This window comes from Clostridium chrysemydis (genome assembly GCF_015234215.1).
In the GTDB taxonomy this organism is placed as follows: domain Bacteria; phylum Bacillota; class Clostridia; order Clostridiales; family Clostridiaceae; genus Clostridium; species Clostridium chrysemydis.
In genome coordinates this window covers 1,078,404-1,098,116 of record NZ_JADEKP010000001.1, presented here as the reverse complement: position 1 = coordinate 1,098,116, position 19,713 = coordinate 1,078,404, and the positions used below count along the sequence as shown (strand labels likewise).

The 19,713-nt window shown below is 30.5% G+C and carries 17 protein-coding genes; all 17 read left to right on the top strand.

The window, feature by feature from the left end; genetic code table 11:
• Nucleotides 1-4 precede the first annotated feature (4 nt).
• Complete coding sequence (locus INR60_RS05535) at nucleotides 5-1,057, top strand: M50 family metallopeptidase (protein WP_194190483.1); 1,053 nt, start codon at nucleotides 5-7, stop codon at nucleotides 1,055-1,057.
• 9 nt (nucleotides 1,058-1,066) lie between these two features.
• Nucleotides 1,067-2,116 carry a flavodoxin-dependent (E)-4-hydroxy-3-methylbut-2-enyl-diphosphate synthase gene (gene ispG / locus INR60_RS05530; RefSeq protein ID WP_194190482.1) on the top strand — a complete coding sequence of 350 codons (1,050 nt, stop codon included), beginning with the start codon at nucleotides 1,067-1,069 and terminating at the stop codon, nucleotides 2,114-2,116.
• Between the two features lie 61 nt (nucleotides 2,117-2,177).
• Nucleotides 2,178-6,512: a PolC-type DNA polymerase III gene (locus tag INR60_RS05525; RefSeq protein ID WP_194190481.1), complete on the top strand. Its 4,335-nt coding sequence runs from the start codon at nucleotides 2,178-2,180 to the stop codon at nucleotides 6,510-6,512.
• A gap of 233 nt (nucleotides 6,513-6,745) precedes the next feature.
• Nucleotides 6,746-7,204: a ribosome maturation factor RimP gene (gene rimP / locus INR60_RS05520; protein WP_194190480.1), complete on the top strand. Its 459-nt coding sequence runs from the start codon at nucleotides 6,746-6,748 to the stop codon at nucleotides 7,202-7,204.
• Between the two features lie 15 nt (nucleotides 7,205-7,219).
• Nucleotides 7,220-8,365: a transcription termination factor NusA gene (gene nusA, locus INR60_RS05515; protein WP_194190479.1), complete on the top strand. Its 1,146-nt coding sequence runs from the start codon at nucleotides 7,220-7,222 to the stop codon at nucleotides 8,363-8,365.
• An 11-nt stretch (nucleotides 8,366-8,376) separates the two neighbouring features.
• Nucleotides 8,377-8,643, top strand: a complete 267-nt coding sequence (gene rnpM / locus INR60_RS05510; protein WP_194190478.1) for an RNase P modulator RnpM — start codon at nucleotides 8,377-8,379, stop codon at nucleotides 8,641-8,643.
• The gene (locus INR60_RS05505) at nucleotides 8,636-8,953 is read left to right on the top strand and encodes a ribosomal L7Ae/L30e/S12e/Gadd45 family protein (RefSeq protein ID WP_194190477.1); all 318 of its coding nucleotides are present in this window, start codon (nucleotides 8,636-8,638) and stop codon (nucleotides 8,951-8,953) included. The genes rnpM and INR60_RS05505 overlap by 8 nt, the downstream gene beginning before the upstream one ends.
• A gap of 14 nt (nucleotides 8,954-8,967) precedes the next feature.
• A complete protein-coding gene (gene infB / locus INR60_RS05500) occupies nucleotides 8,968-11,022 on the top strand; it encodes a translation initiation factor IF-2 (protein WP_194190476.1) in 2,055 nt (684 codons plus the stop codon).
• A gap of 15 nt (nucleotides 11,023-11,037) precedes the next feature.
• Nucleotides 11,038-11,385 carry a 30S ribosome-binding factor RbfA gene (rbfA, locus tag INR60_RS05495; protein WP_194190475.1) on the top strand — a complete coding sequence of 116 codons (348 nt, stop codon included), beginning with the start codon at nucleotides 11,038-11,040 and terminating at the stop codon, nucleotides 11,383-11,385.
• Between the two features lie 3 nt (nucleotides 11,386-11,388).
• Nucleotides 11,389-12,354: a DHH family phosphoesterase gene (locus INR60_RS05490; protein WP_194190474.1), complete on the top strand. Its 966-nt coding sequence runs from the start codon at nucleotides 11,389-11,391 to the stop codon at nucleotides 12,352-12,354.
• Between the two features lie 2 nt (nucleotides 12,355-12,356).
• The gene (gene truB, locus INR60_RS05485; protein ID WP_194190473.1) at nucleotides 12,357-13,232 is read left to right on the top strand and encodes a tRNA pseudouridine(55) synthase TruB; all 876 of its coding nucleotides are present in this window, start codon (nucleotides 12,357-12,359) and stop codon (nucleotides 13,230-13,232) included.
• Nucleotides 13,233-13,244: 12 nt separating this feature from the next.
• The gene (locus INR60_RS05480; protein WP_194190472.1) at nucleotides 13,245-14,174 is read left to right on the top strand and encodes a bifunctional riboflavin kinase/FAD synthetase; all 930 of its coding nucleotides are present in this window, start codon (nucleotides 13,245-13,247) and stop codon (nucleotides 14,172-14,174) included.
• A gap of 118 nt (nucleotides 14,175-14,292) precedes the next feature.
• The gene (gene rpsO, locus INR60_RS05475; protein ID WP_194190471.1) at nucleotides 14,293-14,556 is read left to right on the top strand and encodes a 30S ribosomal protein S15; all 264 of its coding nucleotides are present in this window, start codon (nucleotides 14,293-14,295) and stop codon (nucleotides 14,554-14,556) included.
• Nucleotides 14,557-14,637: 81 nt separating this feature from the next.
• Nucleotides 14,638-16,740, top strand: a complete 2,103-nt coding sequence (locus tag INR60_RS05470) for a polyribonucleotide nucleotidyltransferase (protein WP_194190470.1) — start codon at nucleotides 14,638-14,640, stop codon at nucleotides 16,738-16,740.
• A 48-nt stretch (nucleotides 16,741-16,788) separates the two neighbouring features.
• Entirely contained in the window at nucleotides 16,789-18,081 is a 1,293-nt protein-coding gene (locus INR60_RS05465) for a M16 family metallopeptidase (protein WP_194190469.1), read from the top strand.
• 81 nt (nucleotides 18,082-18,162) lie between these two features.
• Nucleotides 18,163-18,453 (top strand): YlmC/YmxH family sporulation protein, encoded by a 291-nt coding sequence (locus INR60_RS05460; protein ID WP_194190468.1) that lies wholly within the window; start codon nucleotides 18,163-18,165, stop codon nucleotides 18,451-18,453.
• Nucleotides 18,454-18,469: 16 nt separating this feature from the next.
• Nucleotides 18,470-19,669, top strand: a complete 1,200-nt coding sequence (dapG, locus tag INR60_RS05455; protein ID WP_194190467.1) for an aspartate kinase — start codon at nucleotides 18,470-18,472, stop codon at nucleotides 19,667-19,669.
• Nucleotides 19,670-19,713 lie beyond the last annotated feature (44 nt).

The following is a 19,713-nucleotide window of genomic DNA, read 5'->3' as shown; positions in this document are numbered from 1 at the left end:
GGCAATGTATATTATTTACGCAATATTAGCCTTTAGTTTACTTATTATAGTTCACGAACTTGGTCATTTTATAATGGCTAAAGTAAATGGGGTAAAGGTCGAAGAATTTTCAATAGGTATGGGACCTAAGATAATTTCTGTAACTAAAAATGAAACAAAATATTCAATAGGCATCTTACCTATTGGAGGGTATGTTAAAATGCTTGGGGAAGAGCGCTTTGAAGATGATGAGGAAAAAGAAGATTGTGAAAATCAAAATCTTGAGTATACAGAAGGAAGTCTACAATCTAAATCACCATTTAGAAGACTTACTATAATATTAGCTGGTGTAATAATGAATGTAATTCTAGCTATTATACTTTTTGCAGCAATTTCTAATCACTCAGGGTTTGCAGTACCAGTTATAGATGAGGTTTTAAAAGGAAGTGCTGTATCTGGAGTTTTAAAACCAGGTGATGAATTTGTAAGTGTTGATAATAGAAAAGTTATTACACCAAACGATGTAATATTTGGTCTTGCAACTGACAAAGATGAAACTATATCTTTAACTATAAAAAGAAATGGCGAAGAAAAAAATTTTGAAGTTAAACCAAACATAGATAAAGAAAGTGGACTTAAAAAAATAGGAGTTAGCTTTAAATATGTAAAAGAACCTAGTATAATGGAGAGTATAAAACAAGGGTGTGTAGAATCAATTTCAACTATAAAACAAACATATTCAAGCTTAAAGATGCTTGTAACTGGAAAAGCTAACTTTAAAACAGATGTCGGTGGACCGGTAAGTATAATTAAAATGACTGGATATGCTGCAAAAAATGGATTCTGGACACTTATGAATTTCACAGCATTTATTAGTATAAATTTAGCAGTGCTTAACCTGTTACCACTTCCTGCATTAGATGGTGGTTGGGCACTTATGATTTTATTTGAGTTAATTACAGGGAAAAAAGTACCTGAAAAAGTTACTAATGCTATAAATAATGTCGGATTCATAGTCCTTATGGCATTTATGCTCATAGTAACTATAAAAGATATTTTATTCCCAATAGCTTTATAGGAGAATAACATGGAAAGAAAAATTAAAAGAATGGTAAAGGTTAAAGATTTAATAATTGGAGGTACATCACCTGTAATAATTCAATCTATGACAAACACCGATACTAGAGATATTGAAAAAACATTAGAACAAATAAATAAATTAAAAGGTGAAGGCTGTCAATTAGTTAGATGTGCTGTCCCAGATATGGTAGCTTGCGATGCACTTAAAGAAATAACTAAAAGATCACCTCTTCCAATAGTAGCAGATATCCATTTTGATTATAGATTAGCTTTAAAAGCAATTGATAATGGTGTATCTAAATTAAGAATTAATCCAGGAAATATAGGAAGTATTGATAGAGTAGAAGCTGTAGTTAAAAAGGCAAAAGAAAATAATATTCCTATAAGAATTGGAGTTAATTCAGGTTCATTAGAAAAAGACATATTAGAAAGAGATGGAAAACCTACCGCAAAAGGACTAGTTGAAAGTGCTTTAAGACATGTTAAAATATTAGAAGAGTTAAACTTTTATGATATAGTAATATCAATAAAGTCATCTAATGTTCCAATGATGATAGAGGCCTATAGACTTATTAATGATAAAGTTAATTATCCTCTTCACCTAGGTGTAACAGAATCTGGAACTGTGTTTAAAGGTACTATAAAATCTTCTGTAGGTATAGGGACTTTACTTGCAGAAGGTATTGGAGATACGATTCGTGTATCACTTACATCAGATCCAGTAGAAGAAATAAAAGTAGCAAAAGAACTTTTAAAATCTTTAGGTCTTATTGATGAAGGGATAGAATTCATTTCTTGTCCTACATGTGGAAGAACAGAAATAAACCTAATTAAAATTGCTGAAGAAGTCGAAGAAAGGCTTCAAAAGTGCAATAAAAAAATAAAGGTTGCGGTTATGGGTTGTGTAGTAAATGGACCTGGCGAAGCAAGAGAAGCTGATATTGGTATAGCTGGAGGTAAAGGTGTTGGAATAATCTTTAAAAAAGGCGAAATCATAAAGAAAGTTAAAGAAGAAGAATTAGTCGAAGAACTAATTAAAGAAATAGAAGCTTTATAAAATTATTTGCCCTAAAACTCTAGAGAGTTTTGGGGCAATGTATTTTTAGGAGGTAGAAAATTTGAGTGAAGAGTTTATAAGTAAACTTAATACTGAAATATGTAAAAAAGAAAATATTTTAGATAAAGAAGTTAAACTTACAAGGTTTCAATTTTATAAAAAAAGCAATCTATTAAAGGTTATTTTGAAAACAAAAGTGGAAATAACAGAAGATGAAGAAAACTATATAGTTAATGTTATAAAAAGTAGATTAGGTATAAATATAAATGTAGAATTACTTATATATAAAGATGTAAAAGATGCAAATGTGTCCGACATAGCAAATAAATATTGGTCTGATATTGTAATGAGAATAGTAAGTCAAAACCCACTTGCTAAAAATCTTTTATATTCAAAACACAGAGAAATAAGTGAAGAGAAGATAAAAATAAATTATGGTAGTGAAGCGATAGTAACCCATATTAAGAAAAAGGGGATTGAAAAGAAAATATCAGATAATATAAAAGATATCTTCGGTAAAAAAATAAAAGTTGAACTTTGCTATGATAAATCTTTAGAAGAAGACAATTATGAAGAAAATAAAAGGCGTGAAAATCAAGAAATTGTAAGTGGTATTTTAAGTGGAGTTATAGTAAATAATAGTGACAATTCTGAAAAAACTAAGAAAGAAGAAAAGAAGGTTCAACCTAAACGTGAGAATAACGGCTTTAATAAATACAAAAAAGAACCTAAAGGTGAAAATACTATTTTAGGAAGAAATATAAGCCAAGAAGCAATTACGATTGATGAAATTGATGAAACTTCAGGTTATGTTGCAATAATTGGTGAAGTATTTAAAACAGAAACTATAGAAACTAGAACTGGAAAAACTATACTTACTTTCTATATAACAGATTATACAAGTTCAATTACGGTTAAGTGTTTCTTAAAGGAAAAAGATAAAGAAGAAGTATTAGAAAATGTTAAAAAAGGTTTATATTGCAAAGTACGTGGAGAGGCTATTTACGATACATATGCAAGAGAAGTTGTTCTTATGGGTCGTGATATAGTTAAAATGAAAAAGATAGAGAGGATGGATGGTTCGGAAGAAAAACGTGTAGAATTACACCTTCACACTAACATGAGTACTATGGATGGTATTGCATCTGCGAGTAAACTTGTAGAGCGTGCCTCTAAATGGGGACATAAAGCGATAGCAATTACTGACCATGGAGTTGTTCAGGCTTTCCCTGATGCTCAAAGTGCAGCGAAAAAGAGTGGAATAAAAGTTATTTATGGAGTAGAAGGATATTTAGTAGATGACGGGGTTCCTATAGCATTAAATGAAAAGGGACAAAACTTAGATAGCACTTATGTGGTTTTTGATATTGAAACTACGGGTTTTTCCCCTATAAATGACAAAATAATAGAAATTGGTGCTGTGAAAATAAAAAATGGTACTGTTATTGACAGGTTTAGCGAATTTGTTGACCCTGAAAGAAAATTACCATATAAAATAATCGAATTAACAAGTATTACAGATGATATGTTAGAAGGAAAAGAAAAAATAAATAGTGTATTACAAAAATTCTTAGATTTTTGTAGGGATTCTGTTTTAGTTGCTCATAATGCATCATTTGATACAGGGTTTATTAAATTTAATTGTCGTGAATTAGATTTGCCATTTGATTTTACAGTGCTAGATACAGTTCCACTTGCTAGATATCTTTATCCAGAACTTAAAAAAGTAAAACTAAATATCGTTGCAAAGCATCTTGGTATTTCACTTAAAAATCATCATAGAGCAGTTGATGATGCTGAAGCTACAGCGGAGATTTTATTAAAGTGTTTTGAAAAGTTAAAAGATGAAAAAGAAATCTATGATTTAAAAAGTCTTAATAAAGAATTCTTAGATAACATTGATATAAGAAGACAACCAACTTATCACATTATTATTTTAGCAAAAACTCAAGAAGGTCTTAAAAATCTATATAAACTTGTTTCAGAGGCTCATATAGATAATTTTTTTAAAAGACCTAGAACTAAAAGAAGTAGGCTATCTGAAATGAGAGATGGGCTAATTATAGGCTCAGCTTGCGAAGCTGGAGAAGTTTTTAAAGCTGCACTAGATGGGAAAAGTGACGATGAGATTGTAAAAATAGCAGAATTTTATGACTATTTAGAGATTCAACCTATTTTAAATAATGAGTTCTTACTAAAAAAAGGAATTGTAAACAGTGAATACGAATTGCAAGATCTAAATAAGAAAATTTATGATATAGGTAAAAAGATGAATAAGTTAGTTGTAGCTACTGGAGATGTTCATTTTTTAGAACCACACGATGAAGCGTTTAGAAGAATAATAATGGCGGGTAAAGGATTTAAAGATGCTGATAATCAACCACCACTATATTTAAAAACCACAGATGAGATGATTAAAGAATTTTCTTATCTTGGTGAGAGTGTAGCCAAGGAAGTTGTAGTAACAAATACTAATTTAATAGCAGATTCTATAGAGATGATAAAGCCAATTCCAGATGAAACTTTTCCTCCTAAAATTGAAGGAGCGGAAGAAGAAATAAGGGATATGGTTATGAATAAGGTTCACTCAATTTATGGGGATGTGCTTCCAGAAGTTATACAAAAAAGATTAGATAAAGAGCTTAATTCAATTATTAATAATGGGTATGCTGTTTTATATCTAATTGCACAAAAACTAGTTGCAAAATCATTGCAAGATGGATATCTTGTAGGTTCTAGAGGGTCTGTTGGTTCTTCTTTTGTTGCAACTATGTCAGATATAACAGAAGTTAACGGACTACCACCGCATTATGTTTGTCCTAAGTGCAAAAAATCTGAGTTTTTCTTAGATGGTTCTGTAAGTTCAGGTGCAGATTTGCCAGATAAGGTCTGTCCAGATTGTGGAACAACTTATATTCATGATGGTCATGATATTCCTTTTGAAACATTTTTAGGTTTTGAAGGCGATAAGGAGCCAGATATAGACCTTAACTTTTCTGGAGAGTATCAAGGGGTCGTTCATAAATATTGTGAAGTTCTCTTTGGTAAAGGATTCGTATTTAAAGCTGGAACGATTGGTACTGTAGCTGAAAAAACCGCATATGGATATGTTAGAAAGTATTTAGATGAAAGAGAAATCATTAAATCTAACGCTGAAATAGAAAGGTTAACTCTAGGCTGTACAGGAATTAAAAGAACATCAGGACAACATCCAGGTGGAATAATGGTTGTTCCATCAGATAATGAAATTTATAATTTTTGTCCAATTCAACATCCAGCTGATGATAATGATACTGATATAATAACTACACACTTTGATTATCATTCAATTAGTGGTAGACTTTTAAAATTAGATATTCTAGGGCATGATGATCCTACGGTTCTTAGAATGCTACAAGATATAACTGGACTTGATCCTAAAAAAATCCCTTTGAATGATGAGAAAGTATTAAGCTTATTTACTTCTCCAGATGCACTTGGAGTTACTAAAGAAGAACTAGAATGTGAGGTTGGTAGCTATGGGCTTCCTGAGTTTGGTACAAAGTTCGTAAGACAAATGCTTGTAGATACGCAACCTAAAACATTTGCTGATTTAGTAAGAATATCAGGTTTATCTCATGGAACTGATGTTTGGCTAAATAATGCTCAATATTTTATAAAAGAAGGATATACTACACTAAAAGATTGTATTTCAACAAGAGATGATATTATGGTATATCTTATGTATAACGGTGTTCCACCTAAAACTGCATTTACTATAATGGAAAAGGTTAGAAAAGGTAAAGGACTTAATGAAGAAGATGAAAAAGTAATGAAAGAAAATAACGTTCCAGAGTGGTATATGGAGTCTTGTAGAAGAATAAAATATATGTTCCCTAAAGGACACGCAGTTGCATATGTCATGATGGCAGTTAGAATAGCTTATTATAAAGTATATTATCCTTTAGCCTATTATTCTGTATTCTTTACAGTAAGAGCAGATGGGTTTGATGCGGATTTAATATCTAAAGGTGAGGCTGCTATATATCAAAAAATGAAGGAACTTGAAAGCTTAGGAAATTCAATTTCAGTTAAAGAAAAAGGGCTTCTTACTTCATTAGAACTTGCTTTTGAGATGTATAAAAGAGGATATAGCTTGTTAAAAGTAGATCTTTATAAATCAGATGCAATTAAATTTTTAATTGAAGGAAATTCTCTAAGACCACCTTTAAATTCTTTAGAGGGAGTTGGAGAAAATGCAGCTAAGGCTATAGCAGAGGTTAGGGTGAATGGTGAATTTATTTCTAAAGAAGATTTAAGGTTAAGATCTAAAGTTTCAAAGACTGTTATAGAGGCTTTAGATAATCATGGTTGTTTAGAAGGAATGTCAGAGACAAATCAACTTTCTCTTTTTTAAATGAAAGTTTTTCTTGACAAATACAATATTACTTGTAATTGTTTATTTAATATGTTAATATATTAAATAAGGATTATTACTAATAGCTAGATTATTGTAGAGTGGGGCGTATATCCCGCTCTTTCTGTTTGAAACGCAACTTTTTTATTAGTTGCGTTTTTACTTAAAAAATATAAAAACGTATTATTGGTAATAATAAAACTAAAATTGAATATTGAAAAGGAGGGTAACATATGAAAAAGGATGCCTTAATTTTAGAAATTGAAGAATTAGTTAAACCAATTACTGATGAGCTATCATACGAGCTTTATAATGTTGAGTTTGTTAAAGAAGATGGCGAAAATTATTTAAGAATTTATATAGATAATGAAAATGGTATAAAATTAACTGATTGCGAAGCTGTTTCTAGAAGAGTAAGTGAAATGCTAGATGAAGTAGATCCTATTTCAGTTGGCTATTTCTTAGAAGTTTCATCACCAGGTATTAACAGAGGTTTATATTGTGATGAACATTTTGAAAGATATGTAGGTAGCAAGGTTACATTAAAGCTAAAAAAAGCTTTAAATGGTACTAAGACAATTACAGGAATGCTTAAAGGAATAAATGATGATTATATTATAGTTCAAGCTGAAGAAGAGGTAAATATCCCAAAAGATATACTAAAATCAGCTAATATAGAAGGGGACTTTTAAAAGGAGGATATGAAGATGAACCAAGAGTTTATAGGAGCTCTTAAAGAGATCGTTAAAGAAAAAGGAATTAGTGAAGATTTAATTTTTACAACTATAGAAGATGCTATGGTTTCTGCATATAAGAAAAACTATGCAAACCAATACACAGCAGCTCAAAATGTTAAAGTAGTTATAGATAGAGAAAGTGGAGAAATTGGAGTTTATGCTCAAAAGGTTGTTGTTGATGATGTATATGATGACGTAACTGAAATTTCTTTAGAAGAAGCAAAAGAGATAAACCCAAAGTATGAAGTGGATGACATTGTAGATTTACAAGTTACACCTAAAAACTTTGGTAGAGTAGCTGCACAGTTAGCAAAACAAGTTGTAACTCAAAGAATTAAAGAAGCAGAAAGAAACATAATATATAGTGAATATAAAGAAAAAGAGTTTGATATAATTACGGGAACTGTTCTAAGAAAAGATAAAGGCTTAGTTTTTGTTAATTTAGGAAAACTTGAGGGTGTTATAGGACCTAATGAGCAAATGAAAGGTGAAGAGTATAAGTTTAATGAAAAATTAAAACTTTATATAGTTGAAGTTAAAGAAACTTCAAAAGGAGCTCAAATTCACGTTTCAAGAACGCATCCTGGTTTAGTAAAAAGATTATTTGAACTAGAAGTTCCAGAAATTTACGAAGGAATTGTTGAAATAAAGAGTATTTCAAGAGAAGCTGGTTCAAGAAGCAAAATAGCAGTTCATTCAAACGATGAAACTGTAGATCCAATGGGAGCTTGTGTTGGACAAAAGGGAATTAGAGTTCAAAACATAGTTAATGAATTAAAAAATGAAAAAATAGATATCATTAAATGGAGCAAGGACCCAGAAGAATTTATTGCAAATGCATTAAGCCCAGCGAAAGTTTTAAGCGTAGTAGTTGATGAAGAAAATAAATCTGCTAAAGTAGTAGTTGATGACAATCAACTTTCACTTGCAATAGGTAAAGAAGGTCAAAACGTAAGATTAGCAGCTAAGCTTACTAACTGGAAAATTGATATTAAGAGTAAGTCACAAGCTGAAAGCGAAATAGAATCTGCTGAAGAAACTGTAGAGGTAGATGCTATAATAGAACCTGTAGAAGTAGATACTATAATAGAAGTTTCAGAGGAAGTAACTGAATAGGTGGTGCTTTTATGAAAACTAAAAAAATACCTTTAAGAATGTGTACTGGTTGCTCAGAAATGAAGCCTAAAAAAGAGCTTATACGAGTTGTTAAATCAAAAGAAGGTGAAGTTTCTGTTGATTTAACTGGTAAAAAAGCAGGAAGAGGAGCTTATATTTGTAAATCTCAGTCATGCTTAGAAAATGCTGTCAAAACTAGAAGGTTAAGCAGAAATCTAGGTATAGCTATTGATGATGAAATATACAATAGATTGAAAGAAGAGATGTGTAATGAATAAGTTTTTTAATTTTCTTGGTTTAGCTAAAAGATCAGGTAATATATTAGAAGGATATAATAAATGTGATGAGGGAAGAAATAAAAAGAGAATTTTTTTATTTATTATCTCAAACGATGCTTCAGAATCTTCGAAAAAGAAGTTTATAAAGCATTGTGAATCGAAAAAAATACCTTATATTGTTGACTTTTCAAAAGAAGAGTTAGGAATGGGCCTTGGTAGAGAAGAAGTGAAAATAATTGCTGTACTAGATTTAAATATGGCAAATAAACTTAATTCTCTATACGAAGAGGTTACAGAATGTAAAATTTAACCGGGGGTGACTGTATGTCAAAAATTAGAGTTTATGAATTAGCGAAAGAGCTAAATATTAGTTCAAAGGATTTAATAGAACTATTAATGGACGAATTTAGTGTAGAAGTCAAGAATCACATGAGTGTAATAGAAGATGAGGACGCTGAATTAATAAAAGAATTATTAGGTGATTCTAATAAAACTGAAGACTCAGAGAAAACTATAGTTGATGAGTATGAAGAGATATTAGCAGAAGAAGTTAATAAAGGTAATAAAAAGAAAAAGAGATTTAAAAAGAATAGTAAAAATGAAGAAGAAGAAAATAATGCTGATTCAGGTGTAATCGAGATTGGTGAAACAATTATGGTTAAAGATTTAGCAGAAAAGTTGAAAAAACCTTCAGCTGAAGTTATAAAAACACTTATGTTTGCTGGTGTTATGGCTGGTATGAATCAAGAGATAGATTTCGAAACTGCTGAAAAAGTATGTGAAAAATTTGAAGTTATAGCTGAGAAAAAAGAAGAGTCTCAAGAATTAGATGAACTAGAAGTTGATAATGATTTAGAAGAGAATCTTGTTAAGAGACCACCTATAATAACTGTTATGGGACACGTTGACCACGGTAAGACTTCATTACTTGATGCTATTAGAAAAACAAAAGTAACATCAACAGAAGCAGGTGGAATAACTCAACATATTGGTGCTTATACTGTTAATGTTAATGGGGAAGATTTAACTTTCTTAGATACTCCAGGGCATGAAGCATTCACAGCTATGAGAGCTAGAGGAGCTCAAATAACTGACGTTGTTATACTTGTAGTTGCTGCAGATGATGGAATAATGCCACAAACTAAAGAGGCAATCAGTCACTGTAAAGCTGCTGATGTTCCAATGGTAGTTGCAATTAATAAAATTGATAGACCTGGTGCAAACATAGATAAAGTTAAACAAGAGTTAACTGAGTATGGTCTAGTTGCAGAAGACTGGGGTGGAGATACGATTTGTGTTCCAGTTTCAGCAAAACAAGGTGAAGGAATCGATACTTTACTTGAAATGGTACTTTTAACAGCTGAAATGTTAGAATTAAAAGCTAATCCAGATAGAAAAGCAAAAGGGACAGTTATAGAGGCACAACTTGATAAAGGTAGAGGTGCTGTTGCAAGTTTACTTGTTCAAAGTGGTACTTTACATGTTGGTGATTCAATACTAGTTGGTTCAACTTATGGTAGAATAAGAGCTATGTTTGATGATACTGGTAAGAAAATTAAATCAGCAGGTCCTTCAATTCCAGTTGAGGTATTAGGACTTTCAGAAGTTCCAGCTGCAGGAGATAGATTTAACCAAGTTAAAGATGAAAAAACTGCAAGAAATATGGCAGAACTTAGAAAACAAAAAGCTAAAGATGATAGTTTAAAAGCTGGAAGTAGAGTTTCATTAGAAGCACTTTACAATCAAATAAAAGAAGGTACTGTAAAGGAACTTGATATAATAGTTAAAGCAGATGTTCAAGGTTCAGTAGAAGCTATTAAACAATCTCTTGAAAAATTATCAACTGATGATGTTAAAGTAAGAGTTATACACGGTGGTGTTGGAGCTATTACTGAAACAGATATTACTTTTGCAAGTGCTTCAAATGCTATAGTTATAGGGTTTAACGTAAGACCAGATGGTAATGCTAGTGCAGCTGCTGAAAGAGACGGAGTGGAAGTTAAAACTTATAGAATAATATATGATGCAATAGAAGATGTTAAATCTGCCATGATAGGTATGCTTGAACCAGAATACAAAGAAGTAGTGTTAGGGCAAGCTGAAGTTAGAGAAACTTATAAAATTTCAAATGTTGGTACTATAGCAGGATGTTATGTACTTGATGGTAAGATTACTAGAAATGCAGATATAAGAGTACTAAGAGAAGGAATAGTTATATTCGAATCAAGTTTAGCATCACTAAAAAGATTTAAAGATGATGTTAAAGAAGTAAGAAGTGGTTACGAATGTGGACTTAATGTTGAAAAATTCAATGATATTAAAGAAGGCGACATTATAGAAGCATATACTATGGAAGCTATTGAAAGAAAAGAACTTTAATACGAGGTGATATAAATGGCTAACTACAGAGGTGGAAGAATAAACGAAGAAGTTAAAAAAGAAGTTAGCAATCTTATTCAAAATGAGATTAAGGACCCAAGACTAACAGCGATGATTTCAGTTACTGGAGTTGAAGTGACTAGAGATCTAGGTTATGCAAAGGTGTTCGTAAGCATTTTTGCAAATAGTGAAGAAGAAAAAGTAGAAAATTTCAAAGTTCTTAAAAGTTCAGCGAGCTTTGTAAGAAAAGAATTAGGTAAGAGAGTTAAATTAAGAGTTACACCACAAATAATATTTGAGTTAGATGAATCTATAAGTTATGGGATGAAAATAGATAAGTTAATAAAAGAGGCAAAAAAATAATTTATGCTTAAAGAAATAGCAAATTTTATTTTAAATTCAAATAAAATTGGATTAACATTTCATACATCACCAGATGGAGATGCGATAGGAAGTACACTTGGACTTTTAAATGCATTAAGAGAACTAGGAAAGGATGCTTATATTATCTCAAAGGATACTATTCCTGATAATATGGGCTTTCTTTCTCTAGCTTCTTCAATAACTGGTGAAGTTACAAAACCTACAGAAGATACTGATTTAGTAGTGGTATTAGACTGCGGTAACGTTGAAAGAATTTCAGCAGAACTTGCTAGTTACAAAGGAAAATTAATAAATGTAGATCACCATATATCTAATGAATATTATGGTGATTTAAACTATGTAGATATAAATGCAAGTGCCACTGCAGAAATCGTATATTTACTTTTAAAAGAACTAGGGTATGAAATGAAATCTAACACCAATTCAATTGAAATAGGTACTTGTTTATATACATCTTTAATAACAGATACAGGTTCGTTTAGACACTCAAATGTAACTCAAAGAACTTTACAAATTGCATCTGATTTAATAGGAATCGGAGTAAATAATACAAATATATATATTAGTCTATTTGATAATAGATCTTTAAAAAAATTGAAATTAATAGGTCACGCTTTTAGTGAAGCTGATTTAGTTTTCAATAATAAATTAGCCGTAGCAACATTATCATTAAAAACTTTAAAAGAATTAGATTGCGAAAAAGAAGATACATCTGATATTATTGGAAATCTTTTAAGTTTAAAAGGTGTAGAAATAGCAATTTTATTAAAGGAGAATGACGAAGGCGTAAAAGCTAGCTTAAGATCAAAGTATGACGTTGATGTAAGGATGATAGCTGAAAAATTTGGTGGCGGTGGTCACGTGAAAGCAGCTGGAGTTATGCAAAAAGGTGTTTCGATGGTCGATGCTAAAAATAATTTAATAAATGAAATAGGAAAAGAGATTTAATTATGCAAGGAATAATAAATATCTTTAAAAATAAAGGGATGACATCTTTTGATGTTGTTAGGATAGTTAAAAGACTTGCAAAAACTAAAAAAGTAGGTCACACAGGTACTTTAGATCCTGAAGCTTGTGGGGTTCTCCCGGTAGCAATAGGAAAGGCAACTAAAATTATTGATTATATTATGGACTCTGATAAGGTTTATGAAGTATCATTTATGCTTGGTGAAGTTAGAGATACATATGATTTAGAAGGTAAAATTATTAGTCAAAAGGATACTAGTCATCTAAAAAAACAAGATGTATTAGAAGGTATAAAAAAATTTACTGGAGAATATATGCAAGTTCCTCCTATGTATTCAGCTTTAAAACAAAATGGGGTTAGGTTATATGACCTAGCTAGACAAGGGATAGAAGTTGAAAGAAAAGGTAGAAAAGTAAATATAAAATGTATAGATAATATAGAAATAAAAATGCCGTATGTTAAAATGAGGGTGTGTTGCACTAAGGGCACATATATTAGAAGTTTATGTTTTGATATTGGGGAATACTTGAATGTTGGTGCAGTTATGACTGATTTAAAAAGAACTAAAACATCAGTGTTCGATGAAGAAAATAGTATAAATATTGCAGATCTAACGGAAGAAAATATATTTAATTATGTAATATCTATAGATGATGCATTAAGTAAGTACCCAAAGTTAACAGTTAAAAATAAGTATGCTAAGCTACTTCAAAATGGCGTAAATGTATTTGATACACGTCTTACTAGTGAAGAAGTACAAGAAAATCAATTGTATAGAGTCTATAATGAGGAAGACTTGTTTTTAGGGCTAGGTGAAAAAGGTAAAAAAGGTTTTAAACTACAAAAGTTACTTGTTTAATTGTAGGAGAAAATGATGGATAAAAAGGACAAATTTATTAGAAATGAGAAAAGTGGATATTATATTGCACTTGGAAGTTTTGATGGGTTACATAAAGGACATTTAGAGTTAGTAAAGAAAATAGTTTCATTAGCAAAAAATAATAATTCTTATAGCATGGTATATACTTTTAAAAATCATCCAAGAAAAATAATTTCTTCAAATTCAGATATAGAATTACTAATGAATAATAGTACAAAAGTTCGTCTGTTAGAAGAGTTTGGAGTAGATGAAATTGTATTAAAAGAATTTACTAAGGACCTTATGAAAGAGCCACCAGAAGATTTTATAAAAAAACTTTGTGCAAATTATAAAGTTAAGGGAATCGTAGTTGGTTTTAATTATAGATTTGGCTATAAAAATAAGGGCGATTTAGAACTTTTAAAATCTTTATCGAAAGTTTATGGATATAAATTATATGTAATAGATCCGTTAATGGTTGAAAATGATGTTGTAAGTAGTACAAGAATTCGAAATTATTTAAAAAATGGTCACGTTGAAAAAGCTATGAGATTATTACAAAGACCTTATAGTTTAGAAGGGGTAGTAGTAGGTGGAAAGAAATTAGGTAGAACAATCGGATTTCCAACTGCAAACTTAAAAGTATCAGAAGATATGCTTATCCCTAAAAAAGGGGTGTATTATACAAATGTAATATATAATAATGAAAAATTTAAGGGTATTACATCAGTTGGTACAAATCCCACTGTGAATGGAGAAAAAATAACTATTGAGACTTATATTTTAAATTTTGATAGAATTATTTATGACAAAGAATTAAAACTAATTTTCTTGGAGAGAATTAGGGATGAAAAGAAATTCAATTCAATAGAAGAATTAGTTGAAAGATTAAAAAAAGATAAAGATTTTGCAAAAAAAAGAGAGCTTTATAATAAAAAATAAAATTTATTTACAATGTTCGATTGTTTTGCTATAATAAGTATTGCGAACCTAGTCCTATGTTTTGAGGTGCCATCTCATTACATGGAGCTATGGGGATAATTTACGGAGGTGTTTTATTATGAACAAAGAAAGAAAATTAGAAATCATCACTGAGTTTGGTAAAAATGCTCAAGATACAGGATCAGCAGAAGTACAAGTTGCTTTATTAACAGAAAGAATCAACGAGTTAACTGATCACTTAAGAGTACACAAAAAAGACCACCACTCAAGAAGAGGTCTTTTAATGATGGTAGGTAAAAGAAGAGGTCTTTTAAACTATATAGCTAAGCAAGATATCGAAAGATACAGAGCTATAATCAAAAAATTAGGTTTAAGAAGATAATTGATTAGAGCGGTTAAAACCGCTCTATTATTTTAAAAAAATTAGAAAAAATTTGTAAGCAAGTGCGAAGGGAGGTCCTTTATGAGGAACACACTAAGTACAGTTATTGCTGGAAGAGAAATGAAAGTAGAATTTGGTGATTTAGGAATGCTATCAAATGCTGCAGCTTTCATTAGCTATGGTGATACTGTTTTATTAACAAATGTAAACTCATCAGAAGAGCCTAGAGAAGGAGTAGATTTTTTCCCGTTAAGTGTTGAATATGAGGAAAGACTTTATTCGGTAGGTAAAATTCCAGGAGGATTTATAAAAAGAGAAGGTAGACCATCAGAAAAAGCTATACTTCATGGTAGAGCTGTAGATAGAACAATCAGACCTTTATTCCCAAAAGGATATAGAAACGATGTTCAAGTTGTATGTACAGTAGTTTCAGTGGAAAAGGATAACTTACCTGAAATATTAGCAATTAATGCGGCTTCTACTGCATTAATGATTTCAAGTATACCATATACTATTCCGGTGGCAGGTGTTCAGGTTGGATTAATTAATGGTGAATTCATATTAAATCCTAATTCTGAACAAAGAAAGGAAAGCTTACTTGATTTAACAGTTTGCGCAACTAAAGAAAAAGTAATGATGATTGAAGCTGGCGGTAATGAAATCGATGAAGATACAATGATAAAAGCTATCAAGTTCGGATTTGATGGATGTCAAGATATTATTTCTTTCCAAGAAGAAGCAAGAGCAAAATTTGGAAAAGAGAAAGATATTCCAGTTTTATTTAAAGTTAATGAAGAATTAGAAAAAGATGTTATGGATTTTGCTAGCGATATGGTTAAAAAGGCAATGTATATAACAGATAAAGATCAAAGAAATGAAGCTATGGATGATGTAAATGAAAAAGTATTTGCAAACTTCCAAGAAAAGTATGAAGGTCAAGAAGGATCAATTAAAGAAGTATTATATAACATGCAAAAATCAGTTGTTAGAGAAATGCTTTTAAAAGATAAGAGAAGACCAGACGGCAGAGCTTTTGATCAAATTAGAAAAATTACATGTGAAGTTGATGTTTTACCAAGAACACATGGAACTGGATTATTTACAAGAGGGTTAACTCAAGTAATGACAGTAGCAACATTAGGTTCAGTAAGTGAAATACAAATACTAGATGGTGTTGGTGAAGAGGAATCAAAGAGATACATGCACCACTATAATTTCCCAGCTTATAGTGTAGGGGAAGTTAGACCATTAAGAGGTCCAGGAAGAAGAGAAATAGGGCATGGTGCTTTAGCTGAAAGAGCTTTAGAACCATTAATACCATCTGAAGAAGAATTTCCATATACTATAAGATTAGTATCTGAGGTATTAAGTTCTAATGGTTCAACATCACAAGCATCAGTTTGTGGGTCTACTTTAGCTTTATTAGATGCTGGGGTTCCTATAAAAAGACCAGCAGCTGGAATAGCTATGGGATTAATAACGTCAGAAGATTTAAAGGAAGAAGAAGTTTTAACAGATATCCAAGGAATAGAAGATTTCTTTGGGGATATGGACTTTAAAGTTGCTGGTACTGAGGTTGGTATAACTTCAATACAGGTAGATACAAAATTAAAAGGTTTAAGTTTTAATGTTGTTGAAACAGCAATAAAAAATGCTAGAGATGCTAGAGTATATATCATAGGAAAAATCAATGAATGTATTCCAGGGCCTAAAAAAGAAGTATCAGTATTTGCGCCTAAAACATCTATCATAAAAATAAATCCTGACAAAATAAGAGAAGTAATTGGCGCTGGTGGAAAAGTAATCAATAAAATTATTGAAGATACTGGAGTTAAAATAGATATTAAAGAAGATGGAACTGTATTTGTTTCATCAACAGATCATGATGGTGTAAACAAAGCAATTAGTATAATTGAAGGTTTAACTAAAGAGGTTCAAGTTGGTGAAGTTTATTTAGGTAAAGTCACTAAAATTACTACTTTTGGAGCGTTTGTTGAAGTACTACCTAACAAAGAAGGTTTAGTTCACATTTCAAAGCTTGCAAAAGAAAGAGTCAATAAGGTTGAAGATGTAGTTTCTGTTGGAGATGAAATATTAGTTAAAGTAACTGAAATAGATCAACAAGGAAGAGTAAATCTTTCAAGAAAAGATGCTTTACCTGAAAAAGAAGAAGAGAATAATTAATGTTAAAAGGGCAATTTATTGCCTTTTTTTTACTAAGTGGAGGTATACATGCAAAAGACTTTTGTGCTTAATAATGGTTTGAAAATCGTAAGCGAAAAGGTGGATGGGGTAAACTCTATATCAGTTGGAGTAATGATTAAAAATGGATCTAGAAATGAGACGGAAGATGTAAGTGGAATATCGCATTTTATCGAACATATGCTTTTTAAAGGCACCAAGAAAAGAAGTGCTAAGGATATTGTATCACAAATTGAAAATGTTGGTGGTCAATTAAATGCGTTTACCGGAAAAGAAATAACTTGCTATTATATTAAAAGTTTAAGTTCTCATTTAGAGTTAGATTTAGAAATATTATCAGATATGTTATTGAATTCAGAGTTTAATGATGAAGAAATAGAAAAAGAAAAAAATGTTGTAATTGAAGAAATAAATATGAACGAAGATATACCAGAGGATGTTTTAGAAAATATTCACGCTGAATCTTGCTTTGGAGAATCTTCTCTTTCTAGGCCAATACTTGGAAATATAAATAGCATAAAGAATTTAAATAGAGATAAAATTATTAATTTTATAAATGAAAAATATGATCCTAAGAATGCGGTAGTTTCAGTATGTGGTAATTTTGATGAAGAGAAATTGGTTAATTTAATAGAGAAATACTTTGAAAATTGGGAATCAAAAAAATTCAAAGAAGATGTTTTTCTAGATAATAAAATTAAACCAAATTCAATATATAAAAATAAAGAAATAGAACAATTACATATTAATTTGGGATTAAATGGTTTACCTTTTGGAGATGAGAGAGGGTATGCATTAATTCTACTAAACAATATTTTCGGTGGTGGAGCTTCATCTATATTATTTCAAAAGGTCAGAGAAGAATTAGGATTATGTTACACTATTTATTCTTATGCTCAGCCATATGTTAATATAGGATCTTTAAATATATATATAGGATTAAGCAAAGAACACGCAAGTAAAGCGCTTGAAGTTATAAAAAGAGAACTAGATACTTTTGTAAAGTGTGGAATAACCGATGAAGAATTTAAGATTAATAAAGAAAAAATTAAAGCGAACTATATTTTAGGTCTTGAAAGTACGAGTTCTAAAATGTTTGCTAATTGTAGATCTATGTTATTTAGAGGAAGAGTAAGAACTCAGGAAGAAGTTATTAAAAAAATAGATAATATAACTAAAAATGATATAGAATATGTTTTGAAAAATTGTTTTGGTAAGGGAATAATCAATACTGCTTATGTAGGGCCTAATGTTTTAGTAGACGAATTAGATAGTATTGTGTTTGATTCCGCAGACGGATTTTCTAAAAGTAGAAATATATAAAATTTTAATATATAATTAATTGTGCATATACCTATCTAATAGTTCATATAATTTATGTATGAATTATTAGGAGGTTAAGCTATGTATGTTCAAGGTGAAAAAAATATAAAATATTTAAGTGAGTTAGAAAGATATGAACTTATAAACATTAATGATGGGGAAAAATATGATTATCTTCAAAATAATGATTTGGTAATAGATGACAAAGGGAATATTAAGTACTTACTTATAGATGCATCTGCATCTAAAATGAGTTTTTTTGGAAACTCCCGTGAAATATTAGAAATAGATTGGGAGTGTGTTAAAAAGGTTGGGGCAAAAACTATTATTTTAGATGCAGATGAACGTAACATACGAAGAGCAAAAGTGTAAATAAGGGGGATTTCTTATGAAAATTGTCGTACAAAAATTTGGTGGAACGTCTGTTTCAACCAAAGAAAGAAGAGAAAGAGTTGTAAGTAAAGTAATTGGTGCTATAAAGGAAGGCTATTCTCCGATAGTTGTAGTATCTGCAATGGGCAGAAAAGGGGAACCGTATGCAACAGATACTTTATTATCACTAGTTGATTGCAACTTTAAAGATAGTAACAAACAAGCTCAAGATTTATTAATGTGCTGTGGAGAGTTTATAAGCTCTGTAGTTATGAGCAACGAATTATTTAATAATGGTGTAAATGCAGTTCCTTTAACTGGAGGGCAAGCTGGTATAATAACAGATGATGTTTTTTCTGATGCCAAACATAAAGAGGTTAATTCAAAAGAATTAATAAGATTAGTGGAAAATGGAAAGGTACCAGTAGTTACAGGATTTCAAGGAATAACAGAAAGTGGGTATTTTACTACACTAGGTAGAGGTGGTAGTGATACAAGTGCGGCAATCTTAGGTGCAGCAGTCAATGCTGAAAGAATTGAAATCTATACTGATGTAGACGGAATAATGACAGCTGATCCAAGGATAGTAAAAGAAGCTTCTTTAATTGATGTTATAAGCTATACAGAAGTTTTTCAATTAGCTGATCAAGGAGCTAAAGTTGTTCATCCAAGGGCTGTGGATATAGCAATGAAGCACAACATTCCACTATTAATTAAAAATACAATGAGTGAATGTAAAGGAACTTTAATTAATATAAATGGAGATATAAATCATCCAAAAATAATTACGGGTATAACATATCTGAATGATAGAATACAAGTTAAAATTAGTGCTAATTCAAATATTGGTAACCCTAAATATAAGGATATATTAGGCCTTTTAGCTACTAACAAAATCAGTTTGGATTTAATTAATATTTTTCCAGATCAACAAGTTTTTACAATTGGTGCTGATAAAAAGGAAGATCTTAAAAATATATTAGATGCTATTCAAATAAAATACACTTTAAAAGAAGAGTGTAGCCAAATTGCAGTTGTAGGAACGAGAATGACAGGAATACCTGGAGTTATAGCAAATATCATTCAAGCATTGAATGATAATAATATAGAGGTCTTACAAACAGCAGATTCTAATATGACTATTTGGTGCTTAGTTAACACAAAAGATGTACATGAAGCCTTAAATGCATTACACAAAGTTTTTGAATTAGCATAAAGTCATAATATTATTTGAATAAAAATTGGCTTAAGGTATAAAAA

Coding starts and splice junctions, on each gene's coding strand:
- INR60_RS05535 (WP_194190483.1), top strand. CDS start 5: ATGTATATTATTTACGCAATATTAGCCTTTAGTTTACTTATTATAGTT.
- ispG (WP_194190482.1), top strand. CDS start 1,067: ATGGAAAGAAAAATTAAAAGAATGGTAAAGGTTAAAGATTTAATAATT.
- rimP (WP_194190480.1), top strand. CDS start 6,746: ATGAAAAAGGATGCCTTAATTTTAGAAATTGAAGAATTAGTTAAACCA.
- nusA (WP_194190479.1), top strand. CDS start 7,220: ATGAACCAAGAGTTTATAGGAGCTCTTAAAGAGATCGTTAAAGAAAAA.
- rnpM (WP_194190478.1), top strand. CDS start 8,377: ATGAAAACTAAAAAAATACCTTTAAGAATGTGTACTGGTTGCTCAGAA.
- INR60_RS05505 (WP_194190477.1), top strand. CDS start 8,636: ATGAATAAGTTTTTTAATTTTCTTGGTTTAGCTAAAAGATCAGGTAAT.
- infB (WP_194190476.1), top strand. CDS start 8,968: ATGTCAAAAATTAGAGTTTATGAATTAGCGAAAGAGCTAAATATTAGT.
- rbfA (WP_194190475.1), top strand. CDS start 11,038: ATGGCTAACTACAGAGGTGGAAGAATAAACGAAGAAGTTAAAAAAGAA.
- INR60_RS05490 (WP_194190474.1), top strand. CDS start 11,389: ATGCTTAAAGAAATAGCAAATTTTATTTTAAATTCAAATAAAATTGGA.
- truB (WP_194190473.1), top strand. CDS start 12,357: ATGCAAGGAATAATAAATATCTTTAAAAATAAAGGGATGACATCTTTT.
- INR60_RS05480 (WP_194190472.1), top strand. CDS start 13,245: ATGATGGATAAAAAGGACAAATTTATTAGAAATGAGAAAAGTGGATAT.
- rpsO (WP_194190471.1), top strand. CDS start 14,293: ATGAACAAAGAAAGAAAATTAGAAATCATCACTGAGTTTGGTAAAAAT.
- INR60_RS05470 (WP_194190470.1), top strand. CDS start 14,638: ATGAGGAACACACTAAGTACAGTTATTGCTGGAAGAGAAATGAAAGTA.
- INR60_RS05465 (WP_194190469.1), top strand. CDS start 16,789: ATGCAAAAGACTTTTGTGCTTAATAATGGTTTGAAAATCGTAAGCGAA.
- INR60_RS05460 (WP_194190468.1), top strand. CDS start 18,163: ATGTATGTTCAAGGTGAAAAAAATATAAAATATTTAAGTGAGTTAGAA.
- dapG (WP_194190467.1), top strand. CDS start 18,470: ATGAAAATTGTCGTACAAAAATTTGGTGGAACGTCTGTTTCAACCAAA.